Annotated in this window: 15 protein-coding genes and 1 tRNA gene; 7 read left to right on the top strand and 9 right to left on the bottom strand. The window is 67.7% G+C overall.

The genetic code is table 11. The annotated features are described in order from the left end of the window. The first annotated feature begins 92 nt into the window (after positions 1-92). A complete protein-coding gene (locus ACLQ3C_RS11250) occupies positions 93-1,139 on the top strand; it encodes an ATP-binding cassette domain-containing protein (RefSeq protein WP_425705138.1) in 1,047 nt (348 codons plus the stop codon). Continuing rightward, positions 1,136-1,969, top strand: a complete 834-nt coding sequence (locus ACLQ3C_RS11255; RefSeq protein WP_425705139.1) for an ABC transporter permease — start codon at positions 1,136-1,138, stop codon at positions 1,967-1,969. The genes ACLQ3C_RS11250 and ACLQ3C_RS11255 overlap by 4 nt, the downstream gene beginning before the upstream one ends. Here ACLQ3C_RS11255 and ACLQ3C_RS11260 read toward each other — a convergent pair. Continuing rightward, positions 1,951-5,265, bottom strand: coding sequence for a BTAD domain-containing putative transcriptional regulator (locus ACLQ3C_RS11260; protein ID WP_425705140.1), 3,315 nt, complete (start codon positions 5,263-5,265; stop codon positions 1,951-1,953). The genes ACLQ3C_RS11255 and ACLQ3C_RS11260 overlap by 19 nt on opposite strands. An 80-nt stretch (positions 5,266-5,345) precedes the next feature. Between ACLQ3C_RS11260 and ACLQ3C_RS11265 the strand changes: the two genes are divergently transcribed. Beyond that, entirely contained in the window at positions 5,346-5,861 is a 516-nt protein-coding gene (locus ACLQ3C_RS11265; RefSeq protein WP_425705141.1) for an SRPBCC family protein, read from the top strand. Between the two features lie 29 nt (positions 5,862-5,890). Here the strand turns inward: ACLQ3C_RS11265 and ilvA are convergent, their stop codons facing one another. The 3 genes from ilvA to ACLQ3C_RS11280 are packed head-to-tail and all read right to left on the bottom strand — an operon-like array spanning position 5,891 to position 9,736. Next, positions 5,891-7,090 (bottom strand): threonine ammonia-lyase, encoded by a 1,200-nt coding sequence (gene ilvA / locus ACLQ3C_RS11270; RefSeq protein ID WP_425705142.1) that lies wholly within the window; start codon positions 7,088-7,090, stop codon positions 5,891-5,893. Positions 7,091-7,143: 53 nt separating this feature from the next. Beyond that, positions 7,144-8,298, bottom strand: a complete 1,155-nt coding sequence (locus ACLQ3C_RS11275) for a cystathionine gamma-synthase (protein WP_425705143.1) — start codon at positions 8,296-8,298, stop codon at positions 7,144-7,146. Positions 8,299-8,335: 37 nt separating this feature from the next. Further along, entirely contained in the window at positions 8,336-9,736 is a 1,401-nt protein-coding gene (locus ACLQ3C_RS11280) for a cystathionine beta-synthase (RefSeq protein ID WP_425705144.1), read from the bottom strand. A 129-nt stretch (positions 9,737-9,865) separates the two neighbouring features. Here ACLQ3C_RS11280 and ACLQ3C_RS11285 point away from each other — a divergent pair, with 129 nt between their 5' ends. After that, positions 9,866-10,804, top strand: a complete 939-nt coding sequence (locus ACLQ3C_RS11285; protein WP_425705145.1) for an SGNH/GDSL hydrolase family protein — start codon at positions 9,866-9,868, stop codon at positions 10,802-10,804. A 31-nt stretch (positions 10,805-10,835) separates the two neighbouring features. On the opposite strand, the gene ACLQ3C_RS11290 is transcribed toward ACLQ3C_RS11285, so the two are convergent. Beyond that, positions 10,836-12,221, bottom strand: a complete 1,386-nt coding sequence (locus ACLQ3C_RS11290; RefSeq protein WP_425705146.1) for an MDR family MFS transporter — start codon at positions 12,219-12,221, stop codon at positions 10,836-10,838. Positions 12,222-12,307: 86 nt separating this feature from the next. On the opposite strand from ACLQ3C_RS11290, the gene ACLQ3C_RS11295 reads away from it, so the two are divergent. Together ACLQ3C_RS11295 and ACLQ3C_RS11300 are read left to right on the top strand one after the other, a co-directional pair. Beyond that, positions 12,308-12,943: a TetR/AcrR family transcriptional regulator gene (locus ACLQ3C_RS11295; RefSeq protein ID WP_425705147.1), complete on the top strand. Its 636-nt coding sequence runs from the start codon at positions 12,308-12,310 to the stop codon at positions 12,941-12,943. A 10-nt stretch (positions 12,944-12,953) separates the two neighbouring features. Beyond that, positions 12,954-14,177 carry an acetyl-CoA C-acetyltransferase gene (locus ACLQ3C_RS11300; RefSeq protein WP_425705148.1) on the top strand — a complete coding sequence of 408 codons (1,224 nt, stop codon included), beginning with the start codon at positions 12,954-12,956 and terminating at the stop codon, positions 14,175-14,177. Positions 14,178-14,254: 77 nt separating this feature from the next. Here the strand turns inward: ACLQ3C_RS11300 and ACLQ3C_RS11305 are convergent, their stop codons facing one another. The 3 genes from ACLQ3C_RS11305 to ACLQ3C_RS11315 form a co-directional block, all read right to left on the bottom strand. Further along, the gene (locus tag ACLQ3C_RS11305) at positions 14,255-15,118 is read right to left on the bottom strand and encodes a Bax inhibitor-1/YccA family protein (RefSeq protein WP_425705149.1); all 864 of its coding nucleotides are present in this window, start codon (positions 15,116-15,118) and stop codon (positions 14,255-14,257) included. A gap of 159 nt (positions 15,119-15,277) precedes the next feature. Beyond that, positions 15,278-15,958 carry a TetR/AcrR family transcriptional regulator gene (locus ACLQ3C_RS11310; protein WP_425705150.1) on the bottom strand — a complete coding sequence of 227 codons (681 nt, stop codon included), beginning with the start codon at positions 15,956-15,958 and terminating at the stop codon, positions 15,278-15,280. After that, positions 15,912-18,269, bottom strand: a complete 2,358-nt coding sequence (locus ACLQ3C_RS11315) for an MMPL family transporter (RefSeq protein ID WP_425705151.1) — start codon at positions 18,267-18,269, stop codon at positions 15,912-15,914. Before ACLQ3C_RS11315 ends, ACLQ3C_RS11310 begins: the two co-directional genes overlap by 47 nt. A gap of 176 nt (positions 18,270-18,445) precedes the next feature. Here ACLQ3C_RS11315 and ACLQ3C_RS11320 point away from each other — a divergent pair. Further along, positions 18,446-18,522: transfer RNA gene (locus ACLQ3C_RS11320), tRNA-Leu, on the top strand. 44 nt (positions 18,523-18,566) lie between these two features. Here ACLQ3C_RS11320 and ACLQ3C_RS11325 read toward each other — a convergent pair. Next, the coding region (locus tag ACLQ3C_RS11325; RefSeq protein WP_425705152.1) for an HNH endonuclease signature motif containing protein at positions 18,567-18,804 on the bottom strand (238 nt) is incomplete at its 5' end.

Here is an 18,804-nt window from a genome sequence, read left to right on the forward strand (position 1 = left end):
ACTGCCCGCCCACGGGATGGACGACAGACACCACCGATGCCGTGTAAGCCGATGTAAGAGCGGCGACAGCGCCACCGGTCATGGTGATCACCATGACCACAGCACTCACCACCAGTCCGGCCCGGGGCGGATCGGTTCCCGGAACCGAGCTCGCCATCGAGGCCCACGGACTGGTCAAGACATTCGGACGCAATCGCGCCGTCGACGGCGTGGATCTGGCCGTTCCCACCGGTTCGGTGTACGGCGTACTCGGACCCAACGGGGCCGGGAAGACGACGACGGTCAGCATGCTGGCCACCCTGCTACGCCCGGACGCGGGTACCGCGAAGGTGTTCGGCTACGACGTCGTCGCCGACGCGGTCGCCGTGCGTTCACTGGTCGGCGTCACCGGGCAGTACGCCTCGGTCGACGAGGACCTCACCGCCACCCAGAACCTCGTCGTGTTCGCCCGGCTCCTCGGATTCTCCCGCAAGGCCGCCCGGACCCGCGCCGACGAACTTCTCGAGGAGTTCTCCCTCAACGATGCCGCCGACCGCCCGCTGAAGAACTTCTCCGGCGGGATGCGCCGTCGCCTCGATCTCGCGGCGAGCCTCATCGACACCCCGCCCCTGTTGTTCCTCGACGAGCCGACCACCGGCCTCGATCCGCGGACCCGCGCGCAGATGTGGGACACCATCCGCAACCTGGTGCGGCGCGGATCGACGGTCCTGCTCACCACGCAGTACCTCGACGAGGCCGATCAGCTTGCCGACCGCATCGCCGTCATCGATCACGGCCGCGTGATCGCCGACGACACCGCTGACGGACTCAAGAACTCCATCGGCGCGGCCACCTTGCAACTCACCCCGGCCGATCGCGGTGACGCGCCGGCGGTCGCCGCGATCGTCGAGCGGTTTCTCGGTGAACCCGCGTCGCTGTCGGCGGAGGCCGGCCGGATCTCGGCGTCGCTGCACCGACCCGACCTCGTGCCCGACATCCTCATCGCCATGCGTGAGCAGGGCATCACCGTCGACGAGATCAACGTCCAAAAGCCCAGCCTCGACGAGGTTTTCATGACGCTGACCGGCAAACCTGCCGAGGCCGACGAGAACACCGACGAGCCCAGCACCGGATCCACCACCGAGGAGACCCAGCCATGACCACCACCCTCGACCGCACCAGTCCGGCGCCCATCACCACCCGCGATGTCCGCGACAAGGTGAAAACCTCTGTCAGCCTTGCCGAAACGGCACGACAGTCGTTCACCATGGCATATCGCGGAGTTCTCAAGATCCGGCACAATCCGGAGCAGCTGTTCGACGTGACGCTGCAGCCGATCATCTTCACGCTGATGTTCACCTACATCTTCGGCGGTGCCATCAGCGGCAACATCTCGTCCTATCTGCCGGTCATCATCCCCGGCATCATGGTCCAGACCGTGATCACCACGTCGATCGTCACCGGCACCCAGCTCCGCGAGGACATGGACAAGGGCGTCTTCGACCGATTCCGTGCCCTGCCGATCGCGCGTATCAGCCCCCTCGCCGGTGCTCTGCTCGCCGACATGATCCGCTACCTGATCGCGACGACCCTGACCATCGTCATGGGCGTCATCATGGGCTGGCGGCCCGATGTGCTCGGCGCGATCGGCGCGGCGTTGCTGGTCATCCTGTGCAGCTTCGCGATCTCCTGGATCTTCGCCCTCATGGGCTGCCTGATGAGCAAAGCCTCTGCCGTACAGGGTATCTCGATGCTCATCCTGTTCCCGCTGACCTTCATGTCCAACGCCTTCGTACCGGTCGACACGATGCCGGGCTGGTTGCAGGGCTTCGTCAATGTCAATCCCATCAGCCACCTCGTGACCGCGGTCCGTGAGCTCACCGCCAACGGCCACGTCGGCATCCACGTGGTCTGGTCACTGATCGGGGCAGCTGTCATCACCGCGGTGTTCGCGCCGTTGGCAGTACGCGCCTACATGCGCAACGCCTGATCGTTTTCCGGATGTCTCGACGCCAGGATGGTCCGCACCTGCGTGGCCGCCTGGTGTCGAGACATATCGGCGACCACAGCGGACTCGGCCGCCCACTCCGCATCCGAGAAGCCCGTCAGTTCTTGCATGTGGTCGCGTGCGTAGACGAACCCCGGGTAGTCCAGCCGGGCGCGAAGCCGCAGTCCCGCCATCATCAGTCGGGCTCCGTCACCACGAGTCGCCGGGTCGGCGCACAGGGTGTACCCGGCGGCCAGGGCCATCGCGCCGGCCTGCGGCGAGTCACGCCACCCGAACGCCGACAACGTCGCGGCCACCCCCTCGCCGAGAATCGGAAGGTAGCTGCGTGCCCGATCGACTCGGCCCACCCGCATCAATCCGATCACGACGACACTGACCATCATCAGCATCCCGGGATCCTGCGCGCCCAGCGGATGTTCGGTCGCCAGCAGCACGCCCGCCCGGTGATAGAGGCCGCCCGCGACTTCGCTGTTGCCCCGCGCGAATTCGAATTCCGCGTGGGCAAGCATCATCGCGGCGCCGAGTTCCGGATCACCTTGTGGGTCAGGTTGTTCGGGCGTCCATCCGTCGGACAGACCGGCCAATTCGACGGCCGCCGCGGCCAGGTCACCGAGCGCGACCAGCGCCACCACGAGATACGTACGCGTCTGGATCTCGTCGTCGTAGGCGCCGAGCCGGACGAGTTCGTCGATACCCTTGCGGTAGTGCACGACGGCCTCACGCCAGTACGTCTGCTGCCCCAGGATGCCGCCGAGACTGACCTCGACCATCGACGACATCCACGAGTCACCACTCGTCATCGCCCGGTCCTGCAATTCCATTCCGTCGCGCAGCGCGCCCTCGAGATCGCCGAGATTCTCCCGCAGGTTCATCCGGGCCGCGAGGGCCGTCGTCACCACCCGGTCCGCGCTCGCGCCGATCCCACGGACGATGTGGCGCACCGCCCCGAGGGGGGTCCGGCTCAGCGCACACGCCGACAACAGGTCCATCGGCTCGTCATACGTCGCCTCCGGTCGGTACAGCACGCGCAGGTGAAAGCGGGCGGTGGCGAGCAACCGCACGTCGCGGCGCATCATCACTTGATGCACGCTCGAGGTCATCAGGGTCGCCTGCCAGTCGCGGCGCAGGCCGGCGTCGGACACATTCCGTGGCGGGGTCGGAATTATCGTCAGAATCCTTGTGCCCCAGGACATCACCTCGGCATGTAACCCGCGCGACATCCAGTAGGCGGCGAGTACCGGATAGACACGGATCACCGTGAGCAGTGCATCCGAGAGTTCCTCGGAGCCATGGCGATGAACCTCACCGGCCACCTCATCGAGGCAGCCGCGCAGCACCCAGGCAAGATTTTCCGCGTCCGCGGCGACCGTGGCCACGAGGACGTCGTCGACCCCCTCGTCGTAGCGTGCGGTCACCGCGCCGGAGAAGTCGCGGGCCCAACGCCACATACTCTGTTGCACCTGCACGGACTGTGCCGGCGAGGCCGCGAGCTTGTCCTCACCGAATTCGCGCACGGTCTCCAGCATCCGGTACCGCACCCGCCCGTCACTCTCGACGACGGTGAGCAACGACTGGTTGGCCAGTGCGGCGAGGGTGTCGTGGAGCCGGAACCCGCGGTAGCCCAACACCGTCTGCGCGGCATCGGCGTCGAACCCGCCGGGGAATCGGCACAGCCGCGTCAGTGCGACACGCGCGTCGTCGTCGAGGAGTTCCCAACTCCAGTCGATGACCGCATACAGGGTGCGATGCCGGTCGGGCGCACCGCGATCGGCGCCGCGCAGCAACGCGAATCGCTCGACGAGCCGCGCGCGGATCTCCTCGACGGTCATGGTCCGGATCCGTGCGGCCGCAAGCTCGATCGCGAGCGGCAGACCGTCGAGATGCCGGCACAGCTCTGCGACGTGTTCGGGCTCCAGCACCGCATCTGGTCGTACTGCGCGGGCGCGGGCGGTGAACAATTTCACCGCCGATCCCGCGGCGTGCGCGTCGAGGGTCGGCAGCAGATGAATGCGCTCGGCGGCCAGCATCAGGGGTGCGCGGCTGGTGACCACCACCCGGATGGTGTCGTCGGCCGCCAACAGGTCGGCCACGACCTGGGCGCAACGCTCGATGACCTGCTCACAGTTGTCGAGGATCAACAACACATCGCGGCCCCGGATCGCGTCGAGGAGCCGGGCTTGCAGATCCCCGACATTCAGCCGCGGACGATTGCCGCTGAGGTCGGCCTCGCCGACGCCGAGCGCCGCCGCGATGGCGGGCACGACGTCGTCGTCTGCGCGGATCGGCGCCAGCGGCACATAGAACACCGACGCCCCGGCCTCGACGAGTAGATGACCCACGCGATTGGCCACCCGCGTCTTGCCGACGCCGCCGGGACCCTGGATCGTGACCACGCGACTCTCGTCGAACGCGGCCACGATCGCGTCGACGTCATCTTGTCTGCCGATGAGTTCGGTGGTGTCGGAGAGCAGGCCGGCGCCACGCCCCAACCGGGTCGGGCGTGCGGCATCGGTGGGCCCGGGCACCGCCGCGCCGCCGGAGCCGGCCAGCAACTCGTTGTACAGGGTGGTGATCGGAGCACCGGGGTCGACGCCGAGTTCGGCCGAGAGTCGTCGACGCAGCGCGCCGTAGACAGCGATCGCATCGGCACCACGCCCCTGATCGGCCAGCACCTGCATCAGGTCGAGGTGCGCGGTCTCATCGAGAGGATCGGTATGACAACGTCTTTCGGCAATCATGCGTGCGGTGGCCGAGTCACCCGACCGCCTCGCCGCAGCGAACCGCGACCTATCGAGGCGATCGGAGAGCTCTTGCGCGCGGGCACCCAGCCGGTCGACGAGGCCGCCGGGGGCGTCGATCCCGAGATCGTCTCCCGGTGCGCCCCGCCACCATCGCGCGGCCCGGCGCAGAGTCGGGTCATCGTCGGCGCCGGCCAGCTCGTCCACCACGTCCAGATCGGTTCGGCAGCCCACCAGCCGATAGCCGCTGCCCGAACCCTGAAGGTGCTCGGAACCGAGGAGTTGACGCAGCCTCGAGATCTGGGTGTGCAGCGCCGCGGCCGGCGACCGCGGCGGCTCGTCACCCCACACATCGGCGATGAGCCGGTCGGCCGAGCGCGTCCGCCCGTCGGCGAGCGCCAGCGAGGCCAGTAGCCGTTTGGCGCGGATTCCCGGGACCGGTCTGACCGACGGGATCTCCGAATCCGAATCAGGGTGCGACGCAGCGATGATCGAAACCGGACCGAGCAGCCCGATGATCACGTCCCCTTCGTTCGCCACCCCGCCAGCGTAGTGGAACCGATGGCCGGAGATTTCCTACAGCCATGTCCCGGCGACGCAGCACTCGCTACTGTCGAGCGATGGCACGCACGTATGATCTCGAACCCTTTGACCTCGACTTCTTCGACTCGGCACCGATCTCCTACCGGATCGAGGTGAACATCCCCGTGTCGCCACAGCGCGCGTGGGCGGAGTTGACCCGGCAACACACCCTCGACTGGTGCAAGGCCATCAAGTCGGTCGAGTTCACCTCCGCGGCCCCGTACGGGGTCGGCACCACCCGCCGCGCGAGGCTGGCGCCGGGGTTCGTGACGCTCTCGGAGTATTTCTTCGACTGGACCGAGGAGCCGGCGAACGCCACGTACCGCAACGCCTTCCGCGTCGCGTCGGTCAACGTTCCGGGGATGCGGCGGTTCGGCGAGTACACCGAGGTCACCCCGGCGGCGGTCGGTGCACGCCTGGTGTGGACGTTCGCGCTCGAACTCGGTCCGTCGCGCGCCCTCAACGCGTTCTCCAATCCGGCGTCGGTGCCGGTCTTCAAGACGATCGAGTCCGACACCCTGCGGCACTTCGCGCACCTGAGCCCACAGACCTGACCGACGATGCCGGTCGGCAGACAGCGCGTTCAGCGCAGAAAACCCGCCCGGACCAGGGCCGCCCGCACCACGGCCTGATGATCGGGCCCGCGGGTCTCGGCGCTCACCGTCACCTGCACCTCGCCGAGCGCAAGCCCTTGCGCCACACGCGAATGCACGACGTCGACCACGCTGGCGCCCTGCTCGCGCAGCATGTCCAACAGCGAGATGAGACCACCGGGACGATCGGGCACGGTGGCGGTGACGGTCAGAAAGCGGCCTGCTGCGCGCAGGCCCGTCGTAGTGACGTGACTGAGGACGAGCGGATCGATGTTGCCGCCCGACGCCACCACGCACACCTGCCCCGACAACTCGCCGCAGACGCCCTCGACGACGGCGGCCACCCCGGCCGCGCCGGCCGGTTCGACGAGGAGCTTGGCCCGCTCGAGTATGAGCAGTAGAGCTCTCGCCAACGCGTTCTCGGGCACCGTCACCACCTCGTCGACGAGTTCGGTGACATGCGCGAACGGCACGTCACCGGGTCGCGCCACCGCGATGCCGTCGGCCATGGTGTTCATCCGCGTCGCCGCCACCGGCGCACCGCGTGCGAGCGATTGCGGCCACGCCGCCGCCTGCGCGGCCTGCACGCCGATGATCCGAACGTCCGGGCGCACCGGCTTGACCGCTGCCGCGATCCCGGCGATCAGTCCCCCACCACCGAGCGGCACCACGATCGTCGACACGTCGGGCATCTGCTCGCAGATCTCGACACCGACCGTCGCCTGCCCGGTCACGATGTCGCGATGATCGAACGGATGGATCAGGACCGCACCGGTCCGGTCGGCGAATTCGGATGCGGCGAGCAGGGATTCGTCGATGGTGGCTCCGACGAGTTCGACCTCGGCGCCGTAGGCGCGGGTGGCCGCGATCTTGGGCAGCGCCGCCCCGACCGGCATGTACACGCGCGCCGAGATACCCAGGCTGCTCGCCGACCACGCGACGCCCTGCGCATGATTGCCGGCGCTCGCGGCGACGACGCCCCGCTCACGCTCCTCGGCGGAGAGCCGACTGATCCGGTAGTAGGCGCCGCGTGGTTTGAAAGACCCTGTGCGCTGCAGGTTTTCACACTTGAGCCAGACATCGGCGTCGGCGCGTTCGCTCAGGACCCGCGAGGCAACCATGGGTGTGCGGCGCATGACCGGGGCCAATGCCGCGACGGCGTGGGCGATCTCGGCCTCGGTGATCAACATGGTGCACGCCAAATTACCCGCCCTGCGCGGTCACCGCAGCCGAAGCCGGCCGGCTACTGCAGGGCCTGCTCCAGGTCGCCGAGGATGTCGTCGATGTCCTCGATGCCCACCGACAGACGCACCAGATTGGCCGGGACCTCCAGCAGCGAGCCGGCCGTCGACGCGTGCGTCATGGCACCGGGATGTTCGATGAGGGATTCGATGCCGCCGAGGGATTCGGCGAGGGTGAACACCTCGGTGCGCGCACAGAACTTCTTGGCCTCCTCGATGCCGCCGGAGACCAGCACCGACACCATCCCGCCGAAGCGCTTCATCTGCTTGCCGGCGATCTCGTTGCCCGGATGGGTTGTCAGTCCCGGGTACAGCACGCGTTCGATGTGGTCGTGGTTCGAGAGGTAGTCGACGACGGCTTCGGCGTTGTCGCAGTGCTTTTCCATCCGCACGGCGAGGGTCTTGATGCCGCGAATGGTCAGGTAGGCGTCGAACGGTCCGGGCACCGCACCGGCCCCGTTCTGCAAGAAGGCGAACGCGTCGTCGAGTTCGGCATCGTTGGTCACCAACGCCCCGCCGACGACGTCGGAGTGGCCGCCCAGGTATTTGGTGGTCGAATGCAGCGCCACGTCGGCGCCGAGCACCAACGACTGCTGCAGGTACGGCGTGGCAAAGGTGTTGTCCACCACCAGTTTTGCGTTCGCCTCGTGGGCGATCTGGGCGAGTTGCTCGATGTCACCGACGTTGAGCAGCGGGTTGGTGGGGGTCTCCACCCAGACCAGCTTGGTCTGCGGCGTGATCGCCGCGCGGACGGCGTCGGCGTCGGTCACCGGGGCCACCGAGTAGGTGATGCCCCACTGCGTGAAGACCTTGTCGATCAGCCGGAAGGTGCCGCCATATGCGTCATTGGGGATCACCAGGTGATCGCCGGGACGCAGCGTGGCGCGCAACAACGCGTCGGTGGCCGCCATGCCGGAGGCGAATCCTCGTCCGTAGGTGCCACTTTCGATGGCTGCGAGGTTCGCCTCGAGCACTCGGCGCGTCGGATTTCCGGTGCGGGCGTACTCGAATCCGTCACGCAGGCCGCCGACCCCGTCCTGGGCGAAAGTCGAACTGGCGTAGATCGGTACGTTGACGGCCCCGGTGCGGGCGTCGGGATCGTAACCGGCGTGGATGGCTTCGGTGGCGAAGCCGCGGCGGCGGCGGTGCAGGCTCACGTGAGAACTCCTCGCTGAGTGGACGTCGGGTGCCGGGTCAGCCGGCGGTGATGGTCGGATGGGTGCTGACGAAGGCCAGTAGATCGTGGCGGGTGATGACGCCGGTCGGTTTGCCGTCCTCGACGACCATCAGCGCGTCGGTGTCCGAGAGCGCCTTGGTCGCCGCCGAGACCGGTTCGCCGGCCCCGATGAGCGGGAATGGTTCTCCCATGTGCGCCGAGACCGGATCGGCCAGACTGGCGCGTCCCTCGAACACCGCACTCAGCAGATCCCGCTCGGTGACCGCACCGGCCACCTCACCGGCCATCACCGGGGGTTCGGCACCGACGACCGGCATCTGCGATACACCGTATTCGCGCAGGATCTCGATGGCATCGCGCAGCGTCTCCGACGGGTGGGTGTGCACCAGATCGGGCATTGCCCCGGTCTTGCCGCGCAGCACGTCGCCGACGAGGGGTTCGGTGGCCTTCGCGTCGAGCGGGGTGCGCAGGAAGCCGTAGCTGCTCATCCACTCGTCGTTGAAGATCTTGGCCATATAGCCGCGTCCGCCGTCGGGCAGCAGGACGACGACGACGGCGTCGGGGCCCTCGCGCCGCGCGACCTCCAGTGCGGCGACGACGGCCATCCCGCACGATCCGCCGACGAGCAGACCCTCTTCGCGGGCCAGGCGCCGGGTCATGTCGAACGAATCGGCGTCGGAGACCGCGATGATCTCGTCGGGCACGCTCGGGTCGTAGGCCGCCGGCCAGAAGTCCTCGCCGACGCCCTCGACCAGGTAGGGCCGGCCGGTGCCGCCGGAGTAGACCGACCCCTCGGGATCGACGCCGACCACCTTGACCGAACCGCCCGAGACCTCCTTGAGGTAGCGCCCGGTGCCGGTGATGGTCCCGCCGGTCCCGACGCCGGCCACGAAGTGGGTGACCGTGCCGTCGGTGTCGGCCCAGATCTCCGGGCCGGTCGTCTCGTAGTGACTCTGCGGTCCGGCCGGGTTGGCGTACTGGTTGGGTTTCCAGGCGCCGTCGATCTCCCGGACCAGCCGGTCGGAGACGTTGTAGTAGCTGTCGGGATGCTCCGGGGCCACGGCCGTGGGGCAGACGACGACCTCGGCCCCGTAGGCGCGCAGCACATTGCGCTTGTCCTCGCCGACCTTGTCGGGGCACACGAACACGCAGTGGTAGCCGCGCTGCTGCGCGACCAGGGCCAGCCCGACGCCGGTGTTGCCGGAAGTGGGTTCGACGATCGTGCCGCCGGGCTTGAGTTCACCGGATTTCTCGGCCGCCTCGATCATCCGCAGGGCGATGCGGTCCTTGCTGCTGCCCCCGGGATTGAGGTACTCCACCTTGGCCGCGACGATGCCCGAACCGGGCGTGACCACCGAATTGAGTTTGACCAGGGGTGTGTTGCCCACCAGGTCGACGACGTGATTGGCGATGCGCATGACCTCATGGTCCCAGAACGACGCCCGAGAGTTCCATCCGACGTCGGTTCGGCCATCGCCGCGCGCCCTCCGGCTCGCCGACATGCGGATCCACCGGTGGCTCCCGGGTTGATCGCTACGCTGGCAGTCGTGACCGGTCCGCACTCCACCGACCACCGCCTGCTTCGAGATCTCGGAACCACCGCCGCCGCGGCCACCACCGCCGCGGGACTCACGTGGGGCGGCTACAACCTGCTCGTCTGGCAGGCCCAAAAGGTCCGCACCGTCATCCCGCATCGCACCGACGACGCCCCCGATGGTGACGGCATCTACCGTCGCGACGGCAGCGGGCCGCACCGCGTCACCCGCGACAACCGCGCCGAGATCGGATTGCATCTTGCGGTTTTCGGTGACTCCACCGCGGCCGGACTCGGCGCCGACACCGGCGTGCAGACACCGGGCGCACGCCTGGCCCGGCGCGTGGCACTCGACACCGGCCAGGTGGTCCGATACAGCAACAAGGCGATCGTGGGCGCCACGTCGAAGGGGTTGGGCGCCCAGATCGATGCCATGCTGATCGCCGGCGATCACCCCGACGTCGCGGTGATCCTCGTCGGCGCGAACGACGTCACCGCACGCAACGGCATTCGCACCTCGGCCAGTCGGCTCGGCGCCGCGGTCACCCGGTTGCGGACCATCGACACCGAAGTGATCGTCGGGACCTGCCCGGACTTCGGGGTGATCACCGCGATCCCGCAGCCGTTGCGCAGCGTCCTGCGGGTGTGGGGAATGCGGCTGGCCGCGCGCCAGAAGGCCGCGGTGCTCTCGGCCGGCGGCCGCGCGGTGCCGATGGCCGATCTGCTCTCCGAGGATTTCCGGGACGCCCCAGATCGGATGCTCTCCTTCGACAGGTATCACCCGTCGGCCGACGGTTACGAACTCGCCGCCGACATCCTCCTGCCCGAAGTCCTTGCCGCCCTGGGCCAGTGGGGTCCCGAGCCGCTGCCGCAACCGCCCGAGGTGTCGCCGTCGGTGGACAACAGCAAACTCACCGACAAGATCCTGCGGGTCGCGCGCGACGTGCGATGAGCCCCGGCCGGGCACGCGACCCGGCGATCGTTCACTCTGCGCGGGCGTCCGGTAGGAGAAGTGCGGCCACCGCACCGGCCGCCGCCAGCGCGCTCGCCCACCAGAACGCGTCGCTGAATCCGGTGCCCGCGCCCATCCCGGCGGTGAGCACCACGGCCAGCAACGCCGTCCCGAACGACCCGCCCACCTGCTGAAATGCCCTGGTCAGCATGCTCACATCGTGTCGGGCGGCTCCCGGCAGGCCCATGAATCCGGCGGCCATGACCGGCGAGAGCAACGTGCCCAGGCCGAATCCGCGAACCAGCAGCACCACCATCAACCAGATGGTGTTCGTATGCGCCCCGGCGAATGCGAAGGGCACCGTCGCGAGGGCCACCACCGCGAAGCCGGTGACGGCCACCCATCGGGCCCCGATGGTGTCGGTCAGGCGGCCGGCGAGGCTGCGTGTGGCCAGCGCCCCGACTCCCTGCGGGATCAGCAGCAGCGCCGCCTGCAGCACCGAGTCGCCGCGCACCTGCTGAAAGTACAACGGCATCAACAGCATCACGCCGGCCGACGCGATACCGAAGAAGCACAGGCCCACCGACGACGCGGTGACCGATCGCCGCCGCAGTTCACGCACGTTGACCAGGGGCCGGCCGGATGTGCGCAGCGCGTGCCAGGTGAACCCGGCCAACAGCACCGCGCCGATGACCACCGGAACGACGACGTCGGCCCGGCCGATTCCATTGTGCGCGTTGGACAATCCCAGCAGGAGCGCGATGAGACCCGGTGCCAGCAGGAGTAGCCCTGGCACGTCCAGTCGCGTGCCCGCCGTCTTGTCGGAGGGAATGCGCCGGGCGAGGATCAGCGCGAGGATGCACAGCGGCACGTTCACCAGGAACAGCCAGCGCCAGTTGAGCCAGTTCAGGATGACGCCGCCGACGACGGGTCCGAGAATGGGTCCGAGCGCCGTCGGCAGACTCACCATCGCCACCATGCGCCCGAGTGCCACCCCACCGGAGGCCGCCACCAGGATCGAGGTCATCAGCGGCATGATCAGGCCGGCACCGAGTCCCTGCAGCACCCGAAACGCGATGAGCGAGCCGATGTTCCACGATGCCGCACACGCCACCGAGCCCGCGAAGAAGAGGCCGAGGCCGGCCGTCCACGCGGCCCGGGAGCCGAATCGGGTGGCGGTCCAGCCCGCGAGGGGCACCGCGACGGCGAGCGCGAGCAGATACCCGGTACTCACCCATTGCACGGTGCTCAGCGGCGCGTGCAGATCACGACTCAACCCGGCGAGCGCGATGGTCACGATCGTCATGTCGAGGACCGGGGCCACCAGGCCGGCGATGACGGCCCAGGCGACGCGGCGCGCCTGGGGCGGGATCCCTTGCTCCGACGGGGATGGGACACGCGCAGTCTCGGTGGACATCGCACTCCTCGATTCGTTCAGAAGTCAATAAGATACATTCTCGTATCTTCTATCCACACACTATGCCGCTCGGTTAAGATACGCAAGTGGATCTTGATGACCCGGACAAGCCGACCCGACGACGCGGCGCCGAACTCGAAGCGGCGATCCTCGACGCCGCGTGGGAGCAGCTCCGCGAGCGCGGATACGGCGGGCTGACGTTCGAGGCGGTCGCCGAACGCGCCGGCACCAGCCGGCCGGTGCTCTATCGCCGCTGGTCCAATCGGGCCGAGCTGGTGCGCGCGCTGATCGCGCGCCGCGGCCAGGTGGCCGCACCCATCTACCCCGACACCGGCACGCTGCGGGGCGACGTGCTCGCCGCATTGCGCGACGCCAACCGCAATCGCTCCGACATCGTCGTCATGTTCAGCGCCACCCTCGGCGAGTACTACGCCGAAACCGGCGCCACCCCCGGCGATCTGCGCGCCATCCTGATCGGCGAGCGGACGACCGCCATGGAGAAGATCCTGGATCGCGCCGTGCAGCGCGGCGAGGCAGATCCCGATCGGCTCACACCGCGGGTGGCGGGGCTGCCGTTCTCGCTCTACCGGCACGAGGTATTGATGACACTCGCACCGGTGCCCGACGAGACGCTCGAGCAGATCGTCGACGAGGTCTTCTTGCCGCTGGTGCGTCCCACGACGCCGCCGGGCTCGCCACCGGCCGCGGAGGGCGTGAAGTAACGTGGGCCACATGCCTGAAGCCGTGATCGTTGCCCATGCCCGCTCCCCTATCGGCCGTGCCGCGAAGGGGTCTCTCAAAGACATTCGCCCGGACGAGTTGTCCCGTCAGATGATCGCCGCCGCGCTGGCCAAGGTCCCCGAACTCGACCCGAAGGACATCGAGGACATCCACTGGGGAATCGGCCAGCCCGCCGGGCAGGGCGGCTACAACATCGGCCGCGTGCTCGCCGTCGAGCTCGGCTACGATCACATCCCCGGCGTGACCGTGAACCGCTACTGTTCGTCGTCGCTGCAGACGACCCGGATGGCATTGCACGCCATCCGTTCCGGCGAGGGTGATGTCTTCATCTCCGGCGGCGTGGAGAGCGTCTCGAGCTTCGGGATCTCCGGCGGTGCCGACGGCGCCCCGAACTCCAAGAACCCGAGCTTCGACGACGCGCTCACCCGCACCGACAAGGCCGCGGCGGGTGGCGCCCCGAAGTGGCACGACCCACGCGAGGACGGCCTCCTGCCCGATGTGTACATCGCGATGGGCCAGACCGCCGAGAACGTCGCCTCCTTCACCGGGATCTCCCGCGAAGACCAGGACCGCTGGGGCGTGCGCAGCCAGAACCGTGCCGAGGAGGCCATCAAGTCCGGCTTCTTCGCGCGCGAGATCGATCCGGTGACCCTGCCCGATGGCACCGTCGTCAGCACCGATGACGGGCCCCGGGCGGGCACCACCTACGAGAAGGTCAGCCAGCTCAAGCCGGTGTTCCGACCCGACGGTGTCATCACCGCAGGCAACGCTTGCCCACTCAATGACGGTGCGGCCGCCCTGGTGATCATGAGCGACACCAAGGCCAAGGAGCTCGGTCTGACGCCGCTGGCCCGCGTCGTGGCCACCGCCGCCACCGGATTGTCACCGGAGATCATGGGGCTCGGTCCGATCGAGGCGATCCGCAAGGTGCTCAAGGTGTCGGGGATGTCGTTGTCCGACATCGATCTCGTCGAGATCAACGAGGCTTTCGCGGTGCAGGTGCTCGGTTCGGCCGCCACGCTGGGCATCGACCACGACAAGCTCAATGTCTCCGGCGGCGCGATCGCGCTGGGCCACCCGTTCGGCATGACCGGCGCCCGCATCACCACCACACTGCTCAACAACCTGCGGACCCACGACAAGACCTTCGGCATCGAGTCGATGTGCGTCGGCGGCGGTCAGGGCATGGCGATGGTGCTCGAGCGCCTGAGCTGATAGCCACGACAGACGAACAACCCCGCCCCGGAAGATTCCGGGGCGGGGTTGTTCGTTGTCGGTTCTGTGGTCCGCCGCTAACGCGACTGGAAGTAGCTCAGCAGACGCAGGATCTCGACGTAGAGCCAGACCAGGGTGACGGTCAGACCGAGGGCCACACCCCAGGCTGCCCGTTCGGGGGCGCCGGCACGGATGAGGCGGTCGGCGGCGTCGAAGTCGACGAGGAAGCTGAATGCGGCCAGTGCGATACACACCAGCGAGAAGATGATGGCGATCGGGCCGCCGTCGCGCAGGATGCCGGCGCCACCGGTGAACAGGCCCATGATCAGGTTGCCGACCATCAGGACGATGACGCCGATGAGTCCGGCGAACAGCATGCGGGTGAATCGGGGGGTCACCCGGATGGCACCCACCTTGTAGACCAGAAGCATGCCGAAGAACACACCGAAGGTGCCGAGGACGGCCTGCCCGATCAGGGCGCCTGCACTGGTCCCACTGACCACCCAGTTGGCGAAGACGTAGGAGAGGGAGCCGACGAACAAGCCCTCGAACACCGCGTAGGCCAGCACGATGGCCGGGTTGTCCTGCTTGCGTCCGAACGATGCGACGAGCACCAGGACCAGGCCGACGATGGCGCCGACGCCGCAGAGCAGACCGGCGATCGCGGGATTGGCCGAGGAGAGAAAATACGACACGATCGCCGACACCGTCAGCACACCGAGAGTGATGGCCGTCTTGGTGACGACGTCGTCGATGGTCAGCTGCCGCGTCGCCGCCGGCGCGGGCTGCTGGGTGTACGGCGGGACCTGCTGACCGTACTGGCCGCCGTACATGGCTGCCTGACCGGCACCGGCCGCACCGGTGCCGAAGCCCGCATAGCCACCGGCCTTCTGATTGTCGCGGACGACGCCGCGCATCACCGGATTGCTGCTATCTCGCACCTGGCGCTCCCTATCTGAACGTGAGTGGACGTATCTGGACGTGAGTGGACATCTCGTCTCGGGGGAACAACGGGTGATCGCCCCACGGAGTTCCGACTTTACCTTCTCTTGACCATCACTGTCGGGGGCCGGTGCGGGCCCCCGGGCACCGCTGCGGCGTCAGCTAGCGCGCAGCCGGGCCAGGAACCCGCGGAGTGCGTCGGGTTCGCGGCACTCGGCAACGCCCATCACCACCCGCCCCAGGCACACCGACCGCAGCATCGTCTCGGCGCGGGCCAGATCGTCACCCCAGTTCAAGCTGGGTTTCGAGATCATCAACGACGCGATGCCGTGCGCGGCGGACCACCATTCGAGGACGATGTCGGCCACCTGCGACGCCGGGAACATACCCGCCTCGGCGAGTTCGCCGACAGTACGCGAGAAGTGCACGAATGCCGATGCGGCGAGTATCTCGTCGACTTTCGAAAGGTTGTCCGCGGTGATCCGGGCGAAGGCCTGGCGGTAGAGCACGGGGGTGTCGAGGGCGAACCGGATGTAGGACATCCCCAGGGACAACGCTCGCTCGAGTGGATCGTCGAGGCCCGCCTCCGCCCGTGCCATCTGCTCGTCGAGTTGCCCGAAATAACGTGCGCACACCGCGTCCAAGAGGGCATCTTTGTCGGCGAAGTGCAGGTAGATCGACGGTGGGGTCACCCCGACCCGGGTCGCCACCGCCCTGATCGACACCGCCGCGGCCTCCTTCTCGTCGAGGAGCAGGTCGGTGGCGGCGTCGATGATCTCGTCGGCCAGCAGCTCACCCGACCCGCGGGGAGATCGGGTTCGCCGCCTCTGGATACTCACGGGACTCCTGTTCAGGGGGTGCGGGCTGATCGGGGGTGGGCTGGTCGGACGGTCGCGGGTCGGTGGTGGGTGGTCGGTCGGGGCCGCCCTCGGACAATCCGATGCGATCGTGCAGAGCCCGCAACGGCCGCGGGGCCCACCAGTTGGCCCGCCCGGCGATCCGCATGAACGCCGGCACCAACAACATCCTGATGATCGTCGCATCCATCAATACCGCCAATGTCAGGCCCACGCCGAACATCCGCATGAACGACACCTCCGACGCGGCAATTCCGGCGAACACGATGCTCATCAACAGCGCAGCCGCGGTGACCACCCGACCGGTGCGTGCGAGGCCGACGGCCACAGCGTGGTCGTTGGCCTTGCGCGTCCGGTCCGAGGCGAGCCATTCCTCCCGGATACGCCCGAGCAGGAACACCTCGTAATCCATCGACAAGCCGAAGGAAATGCAGAACATCAGTACCGGCATCGTCGCCACCAGGTATCCGGTCGCGGTGGTGCCGAGCCCGCCGAGGTGCCCGTCCTGGAAGAACCACACCATCGCGCCGAACGTCGCCGACAACGACAGCACGTTGAGGACCAGCGCCTTGAGCGGGAGCACGACACTACCGGTGAACAAGAAGAGCAGGATGAAGGTCGCGATCGCGATCACGCCGAGTACCCACGGCAGATGCCCGTAGATGGAGTCGACGGTGTCGGTGTTGGTGGCTTGTAGCCCCGCGAATTGTGCGGTCATGCCCGCCGGTACCGCGACCGCACGTAGCGCGGTGAGCTCGGCGGCGCCGGCGTCGGTCAGGGGCTCGGCACTGCCGGTCACCGACAACAATGCGGTGGCCTGATCGCCACCCGTGCCGATGTGGAGGTCGGCCGGCTGCGGCGGCGCCACCTGCCGTCCCTCGACAAAGGTGCCCGCGGCTCCCGACACCGAGCTCACACCGTCGGCGCGGGACAGTGCCTGTGCGTATTCGGTCCTGGCCTGTGCGTCACCCCCGGTCACGACGACAGTCGTTGCGCCGGAAAGGTTTTCGGTGAACTCGGTACGGGTCTCCTGTGTCACCTGATGCACCGAGGCGTCTTTGGGTAAGACGCGGTCGTCGGGGAAGCCGAAGGTGATCGACGCGAACGGTGCACCGAGCACGAGCAGTATCAAGATCACTGCTGCACCCACCGGAACGGCGTGCCGCAGTACCCAACTGACGAATCGGTACCACGCGGACCGTTCGATCGGCACGGAGGTCGGTGGCGGGCGCCGGAACAGTCGGCGGGCGGCGCGGCGGACGTCGAGGGCGTCGATCCGGGCGCCGAGCAATACCAGGATCGCGGGGGTGAGCACGAGGGCGGCGACCACCGCCACGACCACGACGCCGAGGCCGGCATACGCAAACGATCGCAGGAAATACATCGGGAAGATCGCCAAGGCGCACAACGACAATGCGACGGTGATGGCGGAGAATGCGACGGTGCGTCCGGCGGTGTGCATCATCACCCCGATCGCCGAGCGGGTGTCGCGGCCGGCGGCCAGCTCTTCGCGATATCGGGTGACCAGCAGCAGCGTGTAGTCGATGGCCAGCGCCAAACCCATTGCGGTGGTGAGGTTCAGCGCGAAGATCGAGACATCGGTCAGTGATCCGATGACGCGCAGCATCGCGAAGGTCACCACGATCGCGACCACACCGACGAGGATCGGCAGCAGCGCCGCCACCACTCCCCCGAACACGATGATCAGGACCAGGAAGCTGATCGGGATCGCGATGGCCTCGGCGACGGCGAGGTCACGTGTGGTCTGTTCGTTGACGTCATGGAAGACCATCGCCTGACCGCCGGCGCGGATGGTGATGCCGTCGCGAGTGCCGCTGTAGTGCTGGGCGATCTCGTCGGCGTAGCGCGGTGCGTCGTTCTCACCACCGGCGATGGTCGCAACGATGAGCGCCGACGACTTGTCCTTGCTCAACAATGCGGGCGCCAAGTCAGGATTGGTCCAGACCGACATGATCTGTTGCTGCACGTGGCTATTGGCGGATAGTTCGGAAATGATCTGCCGTCCGGTGGCGACAGCCGCCGGATCGGTCGCCATGTCCGTGCCCGGCGCACCGTCGAGTTTGAGGACGATCTGTGGACCGCCGCGACCGAAGGTGTCGTCGATGACCGCGGCGGCTTTGGCGGATTCGGAATTCGGATCCTCGTAGCCGCCGGCGAGTAAGTGACTCGCCGCCGACGCGCCGTAGAGACCGCCACCCACGAGGAGGATGAAGGCCACGGCCAGAACGCTTTTCGGGAAACCGGTCACAAGTCGGGTCAGACGATCCAGCATGGCCACTCCAGCCGTGGAAGGAAGGTTACCCCCGTTAAGTTATCGGTAGTAAGTCAGCGCGTCAACCTTTTGTCCATCGTTTGACGACGCGAATGTGGGTCGGCCGCGGGCACAAGGGACTCAGCCGTCCATCCGCCGACGCCGACACAACGCACTCGTGGCATGCTGTGGGTCGCGCCCCTATAGCCCAATTGGCAGAGGCAGCGGACTTAAAATCCGCACAGTGTCGGTTCGAGTCCGACTGGGGGCACCAGGCTTCCGCAGTTTCGCACCAGGACCACTTGGTTCATTCCGAACTCAGCGTGGGTGGGTGACGATGGTCTGCCCGGTGTCGCGATGCCGCCAGGTGACCGTGCGGTCGGTGTGCAGCGTCGGCCGCCAGATTCCCAAATGTTTGCGTTGATGATCGGGACGGCACAACGGGATCAGATCCGCGGGCAGCGTCCAACCCCCGGCCCGCGGATCGGCATGATCGAACGCCACCACATGGTCGAGTTCACACGCCTCCGCAGGCATGCCGCAGTACGGGAACCGA

It is taken from the genome of Gordonia sp. DT30 (assembly GCF_049844915.1).
GTDB lineage: Bacteria > Actinomycetota > Actinomycetes > Mycobacteriales > Mycobacteriaceae > Gordonia.